Here is a 16,404-nt window from a genome sequence, read left to right on the forward strand (position 1 = left end):
TATAAAGTCACCATTTGTGGATAATCTTATCCACGTCCAGCTACGCACCTAGCCCCTCGGGGTCAAATAACCCTCAGAGAATAAAAGGAAAGAGCACCCTTTTTTTCTCTGAGGAACATTTGCCTGTCGGGGCTGATCGAGGTGCTTCCGCTTTTGATAGGTTTTGGGATCAGGACAAGGGGTATACAAAAATTACTAGAAAGACTAGGAGGAATGGGAATGAAAAAACGTAATGTATTTGCAGCTTTTCCGCTTGCGGCCGGTCTTTTATTGGCAGGGTGTTCCGATGATGGCAATTCGGATAACTTTGAGGAAGTAGAAGAGGAAACAGAACAAGGTGCCGAAGAGCTGGACCAAGAATCAGAAGAAGGCTTGGATGAAGTGGAAGAAGAGGTAGAAGATATAGAAGAAGATGCAGAGGAAGCAGGGAAAGAAATAGAAGGTGGCGCAAATAATGCCGGGGAAGAAATTGAAGAGGCGGTAGAGGAAACAGAAGAAGATACGAATGAAGAAGAGTAGAAGGATACGCCTCGATCACATAGCAGGACAGTTCATCTGTTTAACCTAATAGTTATAATGGAGAACCTTTTCCCGACAGGTAAAGGTTCTTTTCCGATTTAGGGGATAATGTTTTTTTTCTGATAATAAGGGAAAGAGAAAAATATAGCAAAAAAAGACTAGGAGGTAATGGAAATGAAAAAACGCAATCTAATAGCAGCAGTTCCAATGGCAGCTGGTCTTTTCTTGGCAGGCTGCGCTCAGGATGATAATGAAGCAGCAGACATGGAAGAAGTTGAACAGGAAGCGGAAGACAATAGTGTAGACGTAGAAGAAGGTGCCGATAACCTTGAGGAAGAAGCAGAAGATGCAGGAGAGGCAGCTGAAGAAGAAATTGATGATGCCGGGGAAGAATCAGAAGAAGGAATAGATGAAGCCGGCGAAGAAGTTGAGGATGCAGCAGAATCTACAGAAGAAGAACTGGAAGAAGAAGCTGGAGAAGCAATTGATGAAGCAGAGGAAGAATTGGACGAAGATGAATAATAGCTGTTTGAAAATTTGATAATATCAGCGTCTGTTACCATGCAGGCGCTTTTTTGATGTAGTAAAACCCCAGGGGAGAGTTAAAGCGATGTTATTTTGGCCAGCCCTTTCGAGGTCAAATAACCCTCAGAGAATAAAAGGAAAGAGCGCCTTTTTTCTCTTTGGAACATTTGCCTGTCGGAGCTGATCAGGGCGCTTCCGCTTTTGGTGCAACTTATACGTATTAAGCAATGGGGACATGCCGATACTGCTACTGTTAAATGTGCCTTGATGGTGCAATTTCAGAAAAGGACGGAGTCGGCATGAAAAAGGTATTCTTATTCGTATTTCCAGCAGCGGCAGTAATGCTCGCAGTATTCTATACCTATCCCCCTTCCATCAATTCTCCGGCTCCATCTTCTGATGAGAAAGCCCTCATTGATGAACCCGCTTTTTTTTCAGAAGTGATCAAAGGGGAAAAGAAAGCATCCGCAGAAGAAGAGACTTTTATGGAAAGAGTGGCTTTTCAATATAAAACACCGGAGATTGAAATACCGTGGAGCGAAATAGACGGTGACAGTTTTGCGATTGTTGGAATCGGTGACTCCCTGACTTTAGGGACAGGCAGTGAGCACCCGGACGGCTATCTAAACTCCGTCAAAACCTTTTACCAGCAGCAAAATGACAAGGTGGTTTTGGTTAATCATAGTGTATATGGAGCCCAGGCAGGCCATTTATTGAGAATGCTGGAACAGCCCAACCTTCAGAGTGATATCGAAAACGCGGATGTCTTATTTATGACTGTCGGCGGCAATGATCTGATTTCTGTGTTTAACCACAACTTCAATGACTTGAGCATTGGAGATTTTACAAAGGGAGAAGAGAGCTTCAAAGCAGATCTTCGGAAGATCATGTCAACGATCCGGATTTTGAATGAAGATGTGCCGGTCTATTTTATCGGTATCTTTAATCCTGTCTTTGAATCTTTGGCAGATGTAAAAGAGTTTGATCAAATTATCACCTCCTGGAATGCTTCCACGAAGAACCTTTTGGAAATGTATCCTAATACAACGTTTATTTCCATTCAGCATCTTTTTGAGGAGGAAACAAATAAGTATTTGGCGGAAGATTTTTTTCATCCTAATGAGGAAGGATATAGAAGAATCGGTAAGGAAATTATTTCGCGGACAGAGGAATTGCTGATGGTACAGAGAAACCCCTTGTGATTGCAATTTTTTTAACGGTAACATATAGTGTAGGGAATCTGAGTATCAATGTGGAGGTGTAAGAAGTGGAAAGATCGAATGTCGATGAATACTTGCAGCAGGGAATGTATGGACAGAAGCAGACGAAACCGGACGAACGGAGGAAGTTCCTCGGTACGATCAGAGAAAGGATCGTGTTTGCTTTGACCCAGCGGCAGGTCAGGAGAAAAGGGACCCTGCCACAGGCTGAATCATTAATGAAAAAGAATGCGGGTGCTCATATGTTTCTGAACGGCAATATGAGTTATACGTATCTGTCCAAATATATTAAGCTCGCTGAAAAATATGGGATCCACTATACAATGGTGACCAACAAGGAGCATAACACGGATATCGGCCTGGTGCTTGCCTATCCACATGCCATTGATAAAGAAGAGATCTATATCGACGAAAGTCAAGAAGGCCAACAGGCTGAGCCCAAGGTAAAAGCTAAAAAGAAATCCTTCTTCGCGAAGTTGTTTCGATAATAATGTCTATTCAATAAGCGTGCCGCTTCTATAGCGGCACGCTTTGTGTTTGGTGACAGTCACGCCCCGGAATTTGTCGAATCAGGGGAAAATAGTTTTCTTCTAAAAAGCCATTTGAGGATAATCGGCACTACAAACAGAATGAACAGGATACGGAACAGATGGTAGCCGGTAATGATGGATAGGTCCGCATGTAAGGCCTGTCCCACGATGGCCATCTCTGCCATACCTCCAGGAGCCATGCTCAGAAATGAAGTGATGAATGAAATATGGTGTGACGCCATCAAAATCGCTCCAAGTCCGAACGTGAAGCCGACAAGCAGGATGGACGTTGCCACAGTGAGCCCAATGAACTTGGATAGAGAACCTGAACCCTCGAATTTCATCATTTTACTAAAATAAATTCCGAGGAAAATCTGGGCGGCGATGATAGCGGCATCAGGCATATGAGAGACAGCGATTCCAGATGCCGATAACAGACCAATACCCAGTATGGGTCCCAATAAGGTCGGAGTGGGAAGCTTAAGCTTAACCGCAATCAGGGCAGAGGCAGCCGCAGCTGCGAAAAAGATCAGCAGCGGGAGGCTTATAGTAAAAGCTGCTGATGCAGGACCCTCCACAAGCCCGTCTTTTGCTCCTTGAAAAAGGGGGCTGAACGCCAGGAAGGGAACAATGAAAATCACAGATAGCAGCCGGACGACCTGGATAATCGTCACGACGGTAACATCGATATCCTCGAGTTCTTCTCCCAGGACGACCATTTGAGACAACCCGCCTGGAATGCAGCCGGTAATGGTAGACTTCAGATTGATTCCCGTCAATTTTGTAATGAACAAGGCGAGAACGCCGCTGAATAAAAGAAGAAGGACAGTCAGGAACAGCATCCACGGAAGCTGATGGAAAATTTCAAGTGCTGTATCCCGTGAAAAAGACTGCCCGATCGCATATCCGACGATAATCAAGCCGATATTCCGGAAAATGGGCGGCCAATATACCTTAAAGGGGGTCAGTTTCTCAGCAGCGAATACCGCAGTCATCGAACCAAGCATCCATGCCAAGGGAATATGAAGCAGACTAAAAACCCATCCTCCGGCCAAGCCGATCAGAAGTGTATAGAAAAATTTTAAGAACATGTAATCCCTTCTTCAATGAGTAGTAATATCGTAATGATTGTATTGGTGAAACCGTGTACTCTTGGACGTGCGAGAATTTCATTATGCTGACTACAATTGCGGGCAGCTTGGGCTGTAAAGTTTATGATATAAATCGAATCAACCTTACTTTCTATTTTTAATGGAGATGGCATCGGAAAATCCAGCCTTGATGAGAATAAGCTTACCACATGGACTGTTGAAAGAGAAAACCGTCTGCTTAAGAGGTCGATCGGCTCTCCTGTCGACGAAATCAGGCCGTCTATCAACGGTATATTTGCTGCTATCGACGAGTTTTGGCTGTCTATCAACGAAAATGGTACTGCTATCGACGAAATCAGGCTGTCTATCAACGAAAAAGGTGCTGCTATCAACGAATTCAGGCTATCTATCAACGAAAAGTACCTGTCTATCAACGAATCCGGCTTTTCACTGGCTCCTTTCAACATGAGGCAAGGTCATAACGGGGAGCAGAGGTGCTGAACGCAACAAAAAAAGCTGCCCTGCGAATCTGTGACTCGCAAGGGCAGTTTCATTAAAAAAGGATGATTTCACTCAACCAACCATTATTTCGTATGTATTAGCTTGGTCATCCAGAAGCACTTATTATTGGTATTTAACGAGTTCAGCTCAGTGGTTTCTGAACCTACTTCAAACCTAAAAATCTCTCAGGATCGAATGCTTCTCCTTCCGCAACAATGGCGGTCATTCCGGTATCAGAACCGGATTCGTGGTTCTCACCAGTATCCCAGAACACGGCAGTCCCTTTTTCAACAGGGATTTTTTCCCCGCCTTCAACCCTTACCCAGCCGCTGCCTTCTGTTACAATGAAAAGCTGCGGACACATCGCTTCATGCATACCGAGTACACTGTTTTGGTCAAGATACATACAGCCAATCTGGAAAGGTTTTTCTGACTTAACAAGAGGATGAATGACAGCCCCTTTGCTGTCGAAACGGTCAATGATTCTGCCGTCCTGTTGATAGTATGTAAAAATCTTCAATGAAATCACCTCAACCTTCTATTCGCCAAGCCACTCTCATTTCCTTCTATAGTAAGGAGGTTTTCTCATGAATTGCTGCTTTCGGAAAAATTCCAAGTGCCGGTTCATACCGCTAAACAGGAGATCAGATCTATTCTTTCTTGCTTACCAGGTTTTCTTCGCTCAATTAGCAATCGTTTTCGAAATTTATATTCAATAGCAGCAAAACGGACTAAAAGAGCTTATATTAATGAAGAAACCCGCCGCCGCTTATACTTTCCTGAAAAAAAGACCATCATGTTAGAATGGGGTTAGGGACTTTAGTACACTGAAGTACGAAAAGGGACAGTCCCTCTTAGTGCATTAACGCGTTAAACCAGATAGCCCTATCAAAAAAGGTTGAAAAAAACAGCGAAATGACGGGACTTAGTTGCCATTTCGACTGAAATTTTGATATTATCAATAGTATTGCTAGTGTTCGAAATTTTGCGGAGGTGAATAGTATGTCAAGAATCTCAGAAGATCAGGTCAAGCATGTGGCACACCTTGCCCGTCTTGCGATCACAGAAGAAGAAGCCCAAAAATTCACGACTCAACTGGATGCCATCATTGGCTTTGCAGAGCAGCTGAATGAGCTTGATACAGAGAACGTCGATCCGACAACACATGTGTTGGAGATGAAAAATATCGTGCGTGAAGATAAGCCTGTGAAGGGCTTGCCGCAGGAAGAAGTTTTGAAAAATGCACCAGACCACCAGGATGGACAGGTCCGTGTGCCATCTGTTTTAGAATAGGAGGGAAATTCAATGTCATTATTCGACCATAAATTAACGGAACTTCATGAACTGATGCAGAAGAAAGAAGTTTCTGTCAGCGACTTAGTGGATGAATCTTATAAAAGAATTGGCGCGGTTGAAGGAAAAGTGAAAGCTTTTTTAACGCTCGATGAAGAAAATGCACGTGCAAAAGCAAAGGAATTGGATAAGAAAATTGGAACGGACGAAGCAAAGGGCTTGCTGTTCGGTATGCCGATCGGTGTTAAAGACAACATCGTGACGAAAGGCCTTCGCACGACTTGTGCCAGTAAAATCCTTGAAAACTTCAATCCGATTTATGATGCCACAGTCGTGAATAAACTGCGTGATGCGGAAACAGTAACAATCGGAAAGCTGAATATGGACGAATTCGCCATGGGTTCTTCCACAGAAAACTCCGGTTTCCAAAAAACCAGCAATCCATGGAACCTTGATACGGTGCCGGGCGGTTCATCCGGTGGATCAGCGGCTTCCGTTGCAGCAGGAGAAGTACCATTTTCCCTTGGTTCAGATACAGGCGGATCGATCCGCCAGCCGGCAGCCTTTACAGGAACTGTTGGACTAAAGCCTACATATGGACGTGTTTCCCGTTTCGGTCTTGTAGCGTTTGCGTCTTCCCTTGACCAAATCGGCCCGATCACGCGCAATGTTGAAGACAATGCCTACCTTTTACAAGCTATTGCAGGTGTCGATGCGAATGATACAACTTCAGCAAATGTTGAAGTGCCGGACTATGCTGCAGCTCTGACAGGTGATGTTAAAGGACTGAGAATCGCCGTACCGAAAGAATACCTTGGTGAGGGCGTTGGAGAAGAAGCCCGCCAATCGGTAATGGCCGCGTTGAAGCTGCTTGAAAGCATGGGGGCGACGGTTGATGAAGTGTCTCTTCCACACTCTAAATATGGTGTAGCTACATACTATATCCTTGCTTCATCCGAAGCGTCTTCCAACTTGAGCCGTTTTGACGGAATCCGTTACGGCTACCGCACGCCAAACCCTGAGAACCTTCTTGATCTCTACAAAAAGACACGTGCAGAAGGCTTCGGTGATGAGGTGAAACGCCGTATCATGCTCGGAACTTTCGCATTAAGCTCCGGCTATTATGATGCTTATTACAAAAAAGGCCAGCAGGCTCGTACGCTGATTAAAAAAGATTTTGAAGATGTCTTTGAAAACTATGATGTCATCATTGGACCAACAACGCCGACTCCTGCATTTAAAATTGGGGAAAAAATCGATGATCCGCTTACGATGTATGCGAATGATCTTTTAACCATCCCAGTGAATCTTGCGGGTGTACCAGGAATCTCGGTTCCATGCGGTTTTTCAAAAGACGGGCTTCCACTTGGTCTTCAAATCATCGGAAAGCACTTTGATGAAAGCACAATTTACCGTGTTGCACATGCTTATGAGCAGGCGACAGACTTCCATACACAAAAACCACAATTGTAAGGGGTGAAATCAATGAACTTTGAAACGATTATCGGACTTGAAGTCCATGTTGAGCTAAAAACAGATTCGAAAATGTTCTCTCCTGCCCCGAACCATTTCGGCGCAGAGCCAAACACCAACACAAACGTGATCGATTTAGGTTACCCGGGCGTTCTTCCTGTTGTCAACAAGCGTGCCATCGATTTCGGAATGAAAGCGGCGCTTGCCCTGAACTGTGAAATCGCGTCAGATACCAAGTTCGACCGCAAAAACTATTTCTATCCTGATAACCCGAAAGCCTACCAGATCTCACAGTTCGATAAGCCAATCGGTGAGAACGGATGGATCGAAATCGAGGTAGACGGCTACAAGAAGCGTATCGGGATCACCCGCCTGCATCTTGAAGAGGATGCCGGAAAACTGAACCACTCTGGCGATGGGTATTCGCTCGTTGATTACAACCGCCAAGGTACACCGCTGATTGAAATCGTATCTGAGCCGGATCTTCGTACACCGGCTGAAGCGTATGCTTACTTGGAAAAATTAAAATCTATCATCCAATATACAGGCGTTTCCGATTGTAAAATGGAAGAGGGATCTCTTCGCTGTGACGCCAACATCTCATTGCGCCCGATCGGACAGGAGAAGTTCGGTACAAAGGCCGAGCTGAAGAACCTGAACTCCTTCAACTTCGTTCGAAAAGGGATTGAGCACGAGCAGATCCGCCAGGAAAAAGTTCTGCTTTCAGGCGGAATCATTGAGCAGGAAACACGCCGTTTCGACGAAGCGACAGGCAAAACGATCCTTATGCGTGTTAAAGAAGGCTCGGATGATTACCGTTACTTCCCAGAGCCGGATCTAGTGCTTCTTCACATTGATGAAGAGTGGAAAGAGCGCGTGCGTGCCGAGATTCCAGAGCTTCCGGATGCCCGCCAAAAACGGTATGTGGAAGACATGGGACTGCCTGCGTATGACGCGATGGTTCTTACACTCACGAAGGAAATGTCCGATTACTTCGAAGCAACAGTCGCTGCTGGAGCCGACATCAAACAGGCATCCAACTGGCTGATGGGTGAAGTATCTGCCTACATGAACGCTGAACAAAAAGAGCTGCAGGACCTGCCGATGACACCGGAAGGACTTGCAGGCATGATCAAGCTGATCCAGGACGGAACACTGTCTTCTAAAATGGCGAAGAAAGTCTTCAAGGAGCTTGTTGAAAAAGGAGGAGACCCTTCGCAAATCGTCAAAGAGAAAGGATTAGTCCAAATCTCCGATGAAGGCGAACTTCTGAAAATCGTCTCTGCGACGCTGGACGACAATCCGCAGTCCATCGAAGACTTCAAGAACGGTAAAGACCGTGCCCTTGGATTCCTTGTCGGACAGATCATGAAAAAGACCAAAGGCCAGGCCAACCCGCCGATGGTCAACAAACTATTGATCGAAGAAATGAACAAGCGTTAATAAAGCTTTGTCAATTAACCCGACCGGCTGCTGCCGGCGGGTTTTTTATGTGGATTGGGCAGTGGGGGAGCTGGATAGTGCAATTGATTGATGACTTAGAATGAGCTTTGTCCGCAGGTCGCTGCAGCAGGTGACACTCCAACCGATTCTGAAAGACACCTGCTGCAGAAAACCAGCCATGTGGTGTTACTCGAGCGATATCCGAGAGACACCAGCCGCCGAAAATCAGCCCGCAGTTTCCTAAGAGAGCCCCTACCTGCCCAAACTGCAAGAGTTCCACTTCAAAAGGTCACCAAGAAAGCTCCTACCTGCCCAAACTGCAAGAGTTCCACTTCAAAAGGTCACCAAGAAAGCTCCTACCTGCCCAAACTGAAAGAGATCCACTGCAAAAGGTCACCAAGAGAGCTCCTACCTGCCCGAACATCAAGAGTTCCACTTCAAAAGGTCACCAAGAAAGCTCCTACCTGCCCAAACTGCAAGAGTTCCACTTCAAAAGGTCACCAAGAGAGCCCCTAAATACCCAACATCCCTGACTCAAGCTGAAATAGGCCATCAAGTACAGCTCCCAACTGTTCAACACGCTATAAAAATATCGGAACAGAAGGGTGAGTAATTAAAGCACTCAAGAGCCATTGGCTGAATCCACAAAGGCAGGGAAACTCCCTTGTACTATAGAAGTAGAATAAGAGGCGGGATGTGAAGCAAGAACAGGAGAATGGCTGTTGGGCCGTCTCATTATGCAATCGAGGTGAAGAAGGATGTCGAAGGAAATTTATTGTGACTTCTGCCAAAAGCAGATCAAAGTGAGAGATGATCTCATAACTTCAACAATGATGCTAGAGGTGGTCCCATTTCATGAGAGATGCTTCGGAAGCAATATTAAAGGAGCAAGGACGTTATTCGTAAGCAATGAACCCATCAATGGCTTGGCGGGAAATGTCACCGCGGTCATTTCACTGATTCTGGCCGCGCTTTGGCCGATATTTGCAGAAGGGGTAATGAAATGGGCATTTTTACTGGCATTAATCCCAGTTGGATATAGAATTTATTCTTTTGTTAAATTTGAACGCCATCTGGAAAAATAGGAAGAAAATTAGTTGGGGAATAGAGCGAAGGTAATGTGGTTCTTAATGGTTCGGGATTTTAGAGTGTCCCGGCCGCATACTTTTCCATATGAAAAACGCTTGGAAGAAGCTGTTCAACCTTCTTCCAAGCGTTTATTTTTTCTACTCGATAAACTGTAAATATTCCAGAGTGTTTCCTGATGGGTCTTTAAAGCTTATGTATTTACCCGGCGGGCAGTCGGCAGGTTCCGGCATGAGAAGCTCCACTCCATGTTTTTTAAGTGCCTGCGCCGTCTGGTAAATATCCGCTGTCTGAAGTCCCAGGACAATTCCTGAACCTCCTGCAGCTTGCTGCTTCCGTTCTTCCAAAACAATCGGCAGTCCGTCATGAACAAGCGATACAATGGAAGCTCCATACCTTTTGTTTACTTCAAACCCAAGTACATCTCCGTAAAAATCAAGAGCTTCACTCATATCCTTTACATAAATACTGATCACGCAAGCCTGTGCCATCCCCATTCCTCCTCTGAATTCTTTAATGCTTTAAAGTGCGAAGAGGGACAGTCCCTTTTAGTGCTTTAAAGCAAATAAAATAAACAATCTCCCCATTCGCCTGGAACTATTATACAGTTTCTGTAGCAGGAACGTAATCTATTTCGAATCCTAAATCCCTGAGCATTTCATGGTCTTTAGTGCTTTCCTGGCCTGCGGTTGTCAGGTAGTCGCCGACGAATATAGAGTTGGCGGCATATAGGCCCAGCGGCTGCAGGCTGCGCAGGTTAACTTCCCGGCCGCCGGATATCCGGATTTCTTTAGAAGGATTGATATAGCGGAACAGAGCCAATGTTTTCAGGCAATAACGGGGATCAAGCACATCCGTGCCTTCGAGTGGCGTTCCGTCAATTGCATGCAGGAAGTTCACAGGAATTGAATCGGCATCCAGTGCTTTCAGGCTGCGTGCCATATCAATGACATCTTCCTTGGTCTCCTTCATCCCGATGATGACGCCGGAGCAGGGGGAGATACCCGCTTCTTTTGCTGTATTGACCGTCGAAATTCTGTCGTCATATGTATGAGAAGTAGTAATGCTGTCATGGTGGCCTTTTGAGGTGTTGAGGTTATGGTTGTAGCGGTCAACTCCAGCCTCCTTCAAGCGCCTGGCTTGCTCAGGCTTCAGGATCCCAAGGCAGGCACAGATTTTCAAGTCATAGTTTTGTTTGATATCTTCGACAGCGCTGATGACCGTGTTGACATCGCGGCTGCTCGGTCCGCGTCCGCTCGCGACGATGCAGTAAGTGCCGACATTCATTTTGTGTGCCTGCTCCGCTCCCTGCAGCAGCGTTTCTTTGTTCACCATTCGATAGGATTCAATAGGGGCATTGGAAATGGAAGACTGTGCACAGTAGCCGCAGTTTTCCGGACATAATCCAGACTTGGCATTCATAATCATATTGAGCTTCACTTTTTTGCCGTAGTAGTGCTTTCGTATTTGGAAAGCTCCGTGTAATAAAAGCAGGATTTCGTCATCGGGGCATTCCAAAATGGATAGAGCTTCCGTATCTATCAGTTCTTCTCCGTTCAGTACACGTCCAGCAAGTTCATTCCAATAGGTCATAGAATTCCGTCTCCTTTTAAAGAAATTATTCAGCTTTAAATATCGGTTGTTGGATAAAAAAATCCGGAAGAAGTGATTTCCGGAGGAGAGTGATTATGCAGCTTTGCTGGTAAGAGTATTCGTGTTTTTGCGGATGGCTGCCAGGAAGCGCGGTGCAACGGCTCCTGCAAAAGCGGATAGAATGATGTCTTTCGGCAGCGGAGCAAGCATCCATGCCCAAGCCATTCCATAAGAGAATCCTTCAGGCGCATCTGCCCAGAAGATGTAAGCGGCGTACATCCAGTTGGTCCCCAGCACGTAGTTCACGGTCATACCGACAAGGGCTGCAGTGATGAACATTTTTTTGCCTGATTTCGCCTCGACCATTTTGCCGACAATGTAAGCTACTAGAATATAAGAAAGAATGAATCCAAAAGTTGGTTTCAATAGAACACCTGGTCCTCCAGTGAAACCGGCGAATACTGGTGCACCGACTAAGCCGATCAGAGCATAGACCGTCATGGAGATGGCTCCCAGCCTGCTTCCCAGAATCAATCCGGCCAGCACGCAGAAGAACGTCTGCAGTGTGATAGGAACACCGCCAATGACCAGCATGGAAGTAAGATTGGCGCCGATAGCCATAAGAGCGGCGAACATGGCCGCCATTGTGATGTCGATAGCTTTGAGTTTCATAGTATGTATCCTCCTATTTGTTTTCTGAAAATAGAATATATTAAAACCTTATTTTGTGTCAACCTATTTCAATAAATTAGTTAACTTAAATTCAAAGAAGGATTTAACCCACCTCAGAACGAAATAGAAGAGAGGGAAATTTTATATAAAAATCTGAGAACAGATTATGCGCTTAATAGGATTTACTCTTTAAGAGGTACAATCTAAACCGCAATAAATTAATAAAACAGGAGTCACAATGAAAATACATATTATCGGTTCGGTCGGCAGCGGCAAATCAACGCTTGGCAGAAGGATGTCAGCAGAAATGGACATTCCTCTCTATGAATTGGACAACGTCGTCTGGCATAGGCATGAAAACGGGGATATCCGAAACAGTCCGGAAGTACGAGACGAGGAATTTACTAGAATTATAAACCAGAAGGACTGGATCATTGAAGGAGTTCATCATACCTGGACGACAAAAGGGTTTCAGGAAGCTGACATCATTATTTACCTTGACACCCCAATCGCTGTGCGAAACTGGCGGATCCTAAAACGTTTTACCGTCCAGAAGCTTGGTTTTGAAAAAGGAAACTACAAACAGACATGGAGTATGCTTAAAAAGATGTATCAATGGAACTATCAATTTGAGAGAGTCAGCAAACCAGAAATCATGACAATGCTTAAACCCCTTGAAGAAAAAGTTAAAATCATGACAGATATTAACAGCATAAAGGAGATCACTCGATGAAATTCGTATTTGATTTGGACGGAACGATTTGTTTTAAAGGGCAGCCGGTAACAGAACGGATTATGGAGGCTCTTGAAAAATTGGAAGATAGCGGACATGAGGTTATTTTTGCTTCGGCCAGGCCGATCCGTGACATGCTCCCGGTGCTTCACCCCCGCTTCCATACGAATACGCTTATCGGTGGAAATGGCTCCATGATATACAGGGACGGTGATCTGGTTTTTTCCCAGGCCTTCCCGGAAGGTGACTTGGGACGGATCAAGGAGCTGATAGTCAAGTATGAGGCAGCGTATTTAATTGATGGCGACTGGGATTATTGTTATACAGGACCTGCGAATCACCCAATCCTCGGGAATCTGGATCAGGCCAACCTGGCAAATTCTGTGTCGATTGAGAGTCTGTTTGCAGTCCTTAAAGTGTTGATCCTGACGGCAACCGCTTTTGAAAAAATGGCAGAAGAACTATCAGCGCTGGATGTCACGATACATACTCACCGGAATGAAAAGGTGATTGATATTTCTCCTAAGAACATTGATAAATGGAGTGCGTTAAAAGCGGTGGGAATCGAAGAGTCAGAATACATAGCCTTTGGCAATGATGCCAACGATATCTCCCTTTTCCAGCACGCAGGACACACGGTCATGATCGGCCATCATGAAGAGCTCTCCTCATATGCGACTGATACCATTACACTGCAAGGGGATTATGAGGAAGACATCCTCAGGAAATTGGAGGAACTCGCGGAGAAGCAGCGTATGATGGTTGGATAATATGGCTTGAGGCAGAGAAGGGCTCTCGTATAAAATTTTAATAAAGCTGATAAGGACGGTGATCTTTTTTACAGATTGCTTGGTTTTGTTTCAAATAGAAGGTATGTAAAAGCAACTTATTACGTAGTATTGGAGTGTGGTAACGAATGACAGGGGAAGCTCTCATCTTTTTGGCGTTTGCCGTATTGCTGCTGTTTCTTACCCCGTACCTGATTGTCAGGGGGATAAGACAGGGGCAGTCATTCACCGACCAGTTCACATCCAATGGAATGTTGATTCTCTTGTTCTTTGTAGCGGTTGGCGAGGTATTGAAGTCGGTTTGGGACGAGGGAAGGATGGAGCAGTTCAATCAGTTCTTATTTCTCGGTTTTATCCTGATTGGCGCGGTTCCGGCTTTGATTCTGTTCGTTTATCATTTTCCAAAAGAAATGGAAAAATGGAAGGACCCCGGGGAGTATAAGCATCCGCTGGCATATCGCTTCAGGTATTTTCTTCTGGTTGTTTTGTTCGCTTTTATGGGGGGCGCCCTTTTTATGCTGTATCAAAGTTACAAGGTCGTTTTCTAGTTTTGTTTCAGGTCGCCCTTCTGGATAATCTTTTTTGCTAGGCGAAAATACATGTCAGCTTCTGCCTTGCTTTCCGCCTTTTGCATCAAGACCAGGAAATTTTGAAATCGAAGCTTGTCGATTGACGAGACTTTCAGCACAATTTTACGCATGCGGCACCTTCCTCTGTAATGGACAAAATTGTGTCCAATTGTCTATTCAGAAAATTCTGTAAATAATGTATACTATTAGTAAATCAATCCAGAGGGTGGATGAAATGTCCTTAATTGAATTGATACTGTTACCGATGTTGATGGGAGGTATTGGTGGCTTAGGACATATTTTAGTTTTTAAAGGCGGCCGCTTTACATTTCCCCGTATTCTCGTTGATGAAGGTGGAGAGAAGCATTATGTCTTTGGATCCTCAAAAGATATCATTATTGGGGTGTTGGCCGGTTACTTGTCAGTATTGCCTGTTGTGGAAACGGTACCCGTCTGGTATGTGATTTATATCAGTTTATTATCCGGCATTGGCGGAAGTTCGGTGATTACAAGAAAAATCGAGCAAAACCTGGAAAAAACAAAATGGGAATACCTTCAAGAGCTTTCAAATTATCAGCTCGAGACGACCTCTACTATAGGAGGATCTTCAAAACATAATGAGGTGAAACCTGTTGGCGAAGTCCAAGAAAGAGAAGAAAACAACAGTTAAGTTGCCCCCGGAGCAATATTCCAAAGCAGAGAACTATTTGGAAAAAATAAAGGAGGCAGATAGCGTAACCGAGCTGAAGCATTACTATGCTAAATTCAAGAATATCATTGAGAGTTCCCAGAAATGTTAAATAGCATGAGGCTGTCGCAGAAGCAGCAGTCTCTTTTTTATGCGCGGATTTTTTCGCAGAATTATTTATTTCTTGCAAAGGTATGTAATTAGGTCTTTAATTAATTATATGCCTGTAAGCATATTTTTTTCAAACAATACTTTTACAAAAGTATCAAATTTTAATGAAAAGTTAATAGAGAATAAGCTGGGAGTACTCAGCAGCCAGGTGAAGGTACAAGGAGGATATCAATGGATCTTAAACGGTGGTTTGAAAAGGGGCAGACGCCTCAAGAATATATAGATGGGATGAAAGCCCACAAAGATAATTTGCAGAGAATTTATCGAAGCTTTACCGTTCCCGAAAGTGAAAAAGAAAACTTAAAACAAGTTGCATTGAAGGATTTGAATGTCATTGTATTGACAGAGGACTGGTGTGGAGATGCGATGGTCAACCTGCCTGTTCTGCTTAGAATAGCGGAAGCAGCCGGTATGGATGTGCGCACGCTGAACAGGGATGAGAATCTTGAATTGATGGATCAGTACTTGACGAACGGCACATCCCGGGCAATTCCGATTTTCATCTTCGTGGACAGCGATTTCAATGAGCAGGCCGTTTGGGGACCGAGGGCGCAAATGGTCCAGCAGCTTGTGGATGAAGAGAAAGCAAAACTTCCGCCCAGTGATCATGAAACCTTCCCGCAGGCGCAAAAAGAAATGATCGGCAGGCTGACAGCCCAATACACAGGAAACGAAGCCATCTGGCATGAAGTCTTCCAGAGCATCAAAACCACTCTCATGAATCAAGTTCAAATGTAAAAAGAAAGGGGACTGTCCTGAATGGGGGACAGTCCCCTTCTGTGTGCTGCCGCGTTAAAGTGATGAAAGGGACAGTCCCCTATAGCGCACTGACGCTTTAAAGCACGAAGAGGGACAGTCCCTTGTCGTGCTTTAAAGCAGCAAAGCGGGTGTGGAAATGGAACTCTTTCCCTCTTCACGAATTACGGAAATCACGGTATTCTTATAGAGAATACTGTTAGGGGGTAACAGCATGATTCATCAAAAGACAAATGCCATTGTTATTGAAACCCTCGATAAGTTTCCTCATAAAGTCAATATCAAGCTGGGAAAAATCCTTAAAGAACGCGGAATGACACAGGGTGACCTTCACCGTCTTACTGGTCTTCGTGTCGCGACAATCAATGAACTGGTAAACTTTAAAAAGAAATCGTTAACCGTCGCTCACCTGATTTCCATCATGGCGGCCCTTAGAATATGGGACCTCCGGGATTTAATAGAAATTGAGTTTGACGAAGAAGTGGTGGACTATTTCCGCGGGGAACGCCTGCAAATGAAAGACGGCTTAACCTCAGACATGAAAAAGACTTTAGAGACAAACTTCGAGCGTATGAATCAATAACATTATATATTGAAGCGGCTGCTATGCAGGCCGTTTTTTTCTTTGTGTTTATTCTCTTGAGAACATTTGCCTGACTGGGCTGATTGAGGTGAGGCCTCTCAGGAAACAATTCTCCTAACATCCCGATATAACTGATTCTTCCGAAAATAGAGGGATTCGCCCCAATCATC

21 protein-coding genes are annotated in these 16,404 nt (G+C 44.7%); 14 read left to right on the top strand and 7 right to left on the bottom strand.

The annotated features are described in order from the left end of the window. Positions 1-219: 219 nt before the first annotated feature. From FZC79_RS23305 to FZC79_RS17585, 4 genes are all read left to right on the top strand, one after another. Positions 220-519 (top strand): hypothetical protein, encoded by a 300-nt coding sequence (locus tag FZC79_RS23305; RefSeq protein ID WP_187442854.1) that lies wholly within the window; start codon positions 220-222, stop codon positions 517-519. A gap of 174 nt (positions 520-693) precedes the next feature. After that, the gene (locus FZC79_RS17575) at positions 694-1,041 is read left to right on the top strand and encodes a hypothetical protein (protein ID WP_148948058.1); all 348 of its coding nucleotides are present in this window, start codon (positions 694-696) and stop codon (positions 1,039-1,041) included. 302 nt (positions 1,042-1,343) lie between these two features. Beyond that, a complete protein-coding gene (locus FZC79_RS17580; protein ID WP_187442855.1) occupies positions 1,344-2,246 on the top strand; it encodes a GDSL-type esterase/lipase family protein in 903 nt (300 codons plus the stop codon). Between the two features lie 65 nt (positions 2,247-2,311). Then, complete coding sequence (locus tag FZC79_RS17585; RefSeq protein WP_148948060.1) at positions 2,312-2,752, top strand: YueI family protein; 441 nt, start codon at positions 2,312-2,314, stop codon at positions 2,750-2,752. Positions 2,753-2,811: 59 nt separating this feature from the next. Here FZC79_RS17585 and FZC79_RS17590 read toward each other — a convergent pair whose 3' ends face one another. The 3 genes from FZC79_RS17590 to FZC79_RS17600 all read right to left on the bottom strand — a co-directional run bounded on the left by FZC79_RS17590 (position 2,812) and on the right by FZC79_RS17600 (position 4,915). Further along, the gene (locus FZC79_RS17590; protein ID WP_148948061.1) at positions 2,812-3,885 is read right to left on the bottom strand and encodes an AbrB family transcriptional regulator; all 1,074 of its coding nucleotides are present in this window, start codon (positions 3,883-3,885) and stop codon (positions 2,812-2,814) included. Beyond that, the gene (locus tag FZC79_RS17595) at positions 3,876-4,352 is read right to left on the bottom strand and encodes a hypothetical protein (RefSeq protein ID WP_148948062.1); all 477 of its coding nucleotides are present in this window, start codon (positions 4,350-4,352) and stop codon (positions 3,876-3,878) included. Before FZC79_RS17595 ends, FZC79_RS17590 begins: the two co-directional genes overlap by 10 nt. Before the next feature lie 197 nt (positions 4,353-4,549). Next, positions 4,550-4,915: a cupin domain-containing protein gene (locus FZC79_RS17600; protein WP_353733618.1), complete on the bottom strand. Its 366-nt coding sequence runs from the start codon at positions 4,913-4,915 to the stop codon at positions 4,550-4,552. Between the two features lie 473 nt (positions 4,916-5,388). Between FZC79_RS17600 and gatC the strand changes: the two genes are divergently transcribed. From gatC to FZC79_RS17620, 4 genes are all read left to right on the top strand, one after another. Beyond that, positions 5,389-5,679: an Asp-tRNA(Asn)/Glu-tRNA(Gln) amidotransferase subunit GatC gene (gene gatC / locus FZC79_RS17605; protein ID WP_148948064.1), complete on the top strand. Its 291-nt coding sequence runs from the start codon at positions 5,389-5,391 to the stop codon at positions 5,677-5,679. Between the two features lie 12 nt (positions 5,680-5,691). Next, the gene (gene gatA / locus FZC79_RS17610) at positions 5,692-7,152 is read left to right on the top strand and encodes an Asp-tRNA(Asn)/Glu-tRNA(Gln) amidotransferase subunit GatA (protein WP_148948065.1); all 1,461 of its coding nucleotides are present in this window, start codon (positions 5,692-5,694) and stop codon (positions 7,150-7,152) included. 12 nt (positions 7,153-7,164) lie between these two features. Further along, entirely contained in the window at positions 7,165-8,595 is a 1,431-nt protein-coding gene (gatB, locus tag FZC79_RS17615) for an Asp-tRNA(Asn)/Glu-tRNA(Gln) amidotransferase subunit GatB (RefSeq protein ID WP_148948066.1), read from the top strand. Between the two features lie 758 nt (positions 8,596-9,353). Further along, complete coding sequence (locus tag FZC79_RS17620) at positions 9,354-9,680, top strand: hypothetical protein (RefSeq protein WP_148948067.1); 327 nt, start codon at positions 9,354-9,356, stop codon at positions 9,678-9,680. A 141-nt stretch (positions 9,681-9,821) separates the two neighbouring features. On the opposite strand, the gene FZC79_RS17625 is transcribed toward FZC79_RS17620, so the two are convergent. The 3 genes from FZC79_RS17625 to FZC79_RS17635 form a co-directional block, all read right to left on the bottom strand. Further along, positions 9,822-10,172 (bottom strand): VOC family protein, encoded by a 351-nt coding sequence (locus FZC79_RS17625; protein ID WP_148948068.1) that lies wholly within the window; start codon positions 10,170-10,172, stop codon positions 9,822-9,824. Positions 10,173-10,281: 109 nt separating this feature from the next. Beyond that, positions 10,282-11,274 carry a biotin synthase BioB gene (gene bioB / locus FZC79_RS17630; protein WP_148948069.1) on the bottom strand — a complete coding sequence of 331 codons (993 nt, stop codon included), beginning with the start codon at positions 11,272-11,274 and terminating at the stop codon, positions 10,282-10,284. A 93-nt stretch (positions 11,275-11,367) separates the two neighbouring features. Further along, positions 11,368-11,946, bottom strand: coding sequence for a biotin transporter BioY (locus FZC79_RS17635; RefSeq protein ID WP_148948070.1), 579 nt, complete (start codon positions 11,944-11,946; stop codon positions 11,368-11,370). Between the two features lie 238 nt (positions 11,947-12,184). Here FZC79_RS17635 and FZC79_RS17640 point away from each other — a divergent pair, with 238 nt between their 5' ends. The 3 genes from FZC79_RS17640 to FZC79_RS17650 all read left to right on the top strand — a co-directional run bounded on the left by FZC79_RS17640 (position 12,185) and on the right by FZC79_RS17650 (position 14,015). Next, positions 12,185-12,679 carry a DNA topology modulation protein FlaR gene (locus tag FZC79_RS17640; protein ID WP_187442856.1) on the top strand — a complete coding sequence of 165 codons (495 nt, stop codon included), beginning with the start codon at positions 12,185-12,187 and terminating at the stop codon, positions 12,677-12,679. Further along, the gene (locus FZC79_RS17645; RefSeq protein WP_148948071.1) at positions 12,676-13,449 is read left to right on the top strand and encodes an HAD-IIB family hydrolase; all 774 of its coding nucleotides are present in this window, start codon (positions 12,676-12,678) and stop codon (positions 13,447-13,449) included. Before FZC79_RS17640 ends, FZC79_RS17645 begins: the two co-directional genes overlap by 4 nt. A 146-nt stretch (positions 13,450-13,595) precedes the next feature. Next, on the top strand, positions 13,596-14,015 hold the full coding sequence (locus FZC79_RS17650; RefSeq protein WP_148948072.1) for a hypothetical protein: 420 nt from the start codon (positions 13,596-13,598) through the stop codon (positions 14,013-14,015). Here FZC79_RS17650 and FZC79_RS23310 read toward each other — a convergent pair. Then, complete coding sequence (locus FZC79_RS23310; RefSeq protein WP_187442857.1) at positions 14,012-14,167, bottom strand: hypothetical protein; 156 nt, start codon at positions 14,165-14,167, stop codon at positions 14,012-14,014. The two genes, FZC79_RS17650 and FZC79_RS23310, sit on opposite strands and share 4 nt — an antisense overlap. Positions 14,168-14,271: 104 nt before the next feature. On the opposite strand from FZC79_RS23310, the gene FZC79_RS17655 reads away from it, so the two are divergent. The 3 genes from FZC79_RS17655 (at position 14,272) to FZC79_RS17665 (ending at position 16,234) form a co-directional block, all read left to right on the top strand. After that, positions 14,272-14,706 carry a hypothetical protein gene (locus tag FZC79_RS17655; RefSeq protein ID WP_148948073.1) on the top strand — a complete coding sequence of 145 codons (435 nt, stop codon included), beginning with the start codon at positions 14,272-14,274 and terminating at the stop codon, positions 14,704-14,706. Between the two features lie 360 nt (positions 14,707-15,066). Beyond that, positions 15,067-15,633 (top strand): thioredoxin family protein, encoded by a 567-nt coding sequence (locus tag FZC79_RS17660; RefSeq protein ID WP_187442858.1) that lies wholly within the window; start codon positions 15,067-15,069, stop codon positions 15,631-15,633. A gap of 232 nt (positions 15,634-15,865) precedes the next feature. Continuing rightward, positions 15,866-16,234: a helix-turn-helix domain-containing protein gene (locus FZC79_RS17665; RefSeq protein WP_148948075.1), complete on the top strand. Its 369-nt coding sequence runs from the start codon at positions 15,866-15,868 to the stop codon at positions 16,232-16,234. Positions 16,235-16,404: the final 170 nt, after the last annotated feature.

Origin of the sequence: Rossellomorea vietnamensis (assembly GCF_008180615.1) — a bacterium.
Taxonomy (GTDB): domain Bacteria; phylum Bacillota; class Bacilli; order Bacillales; family Bacillaceae_B; genus Rossellomorea; species Rossellomorea vietnamensis_D.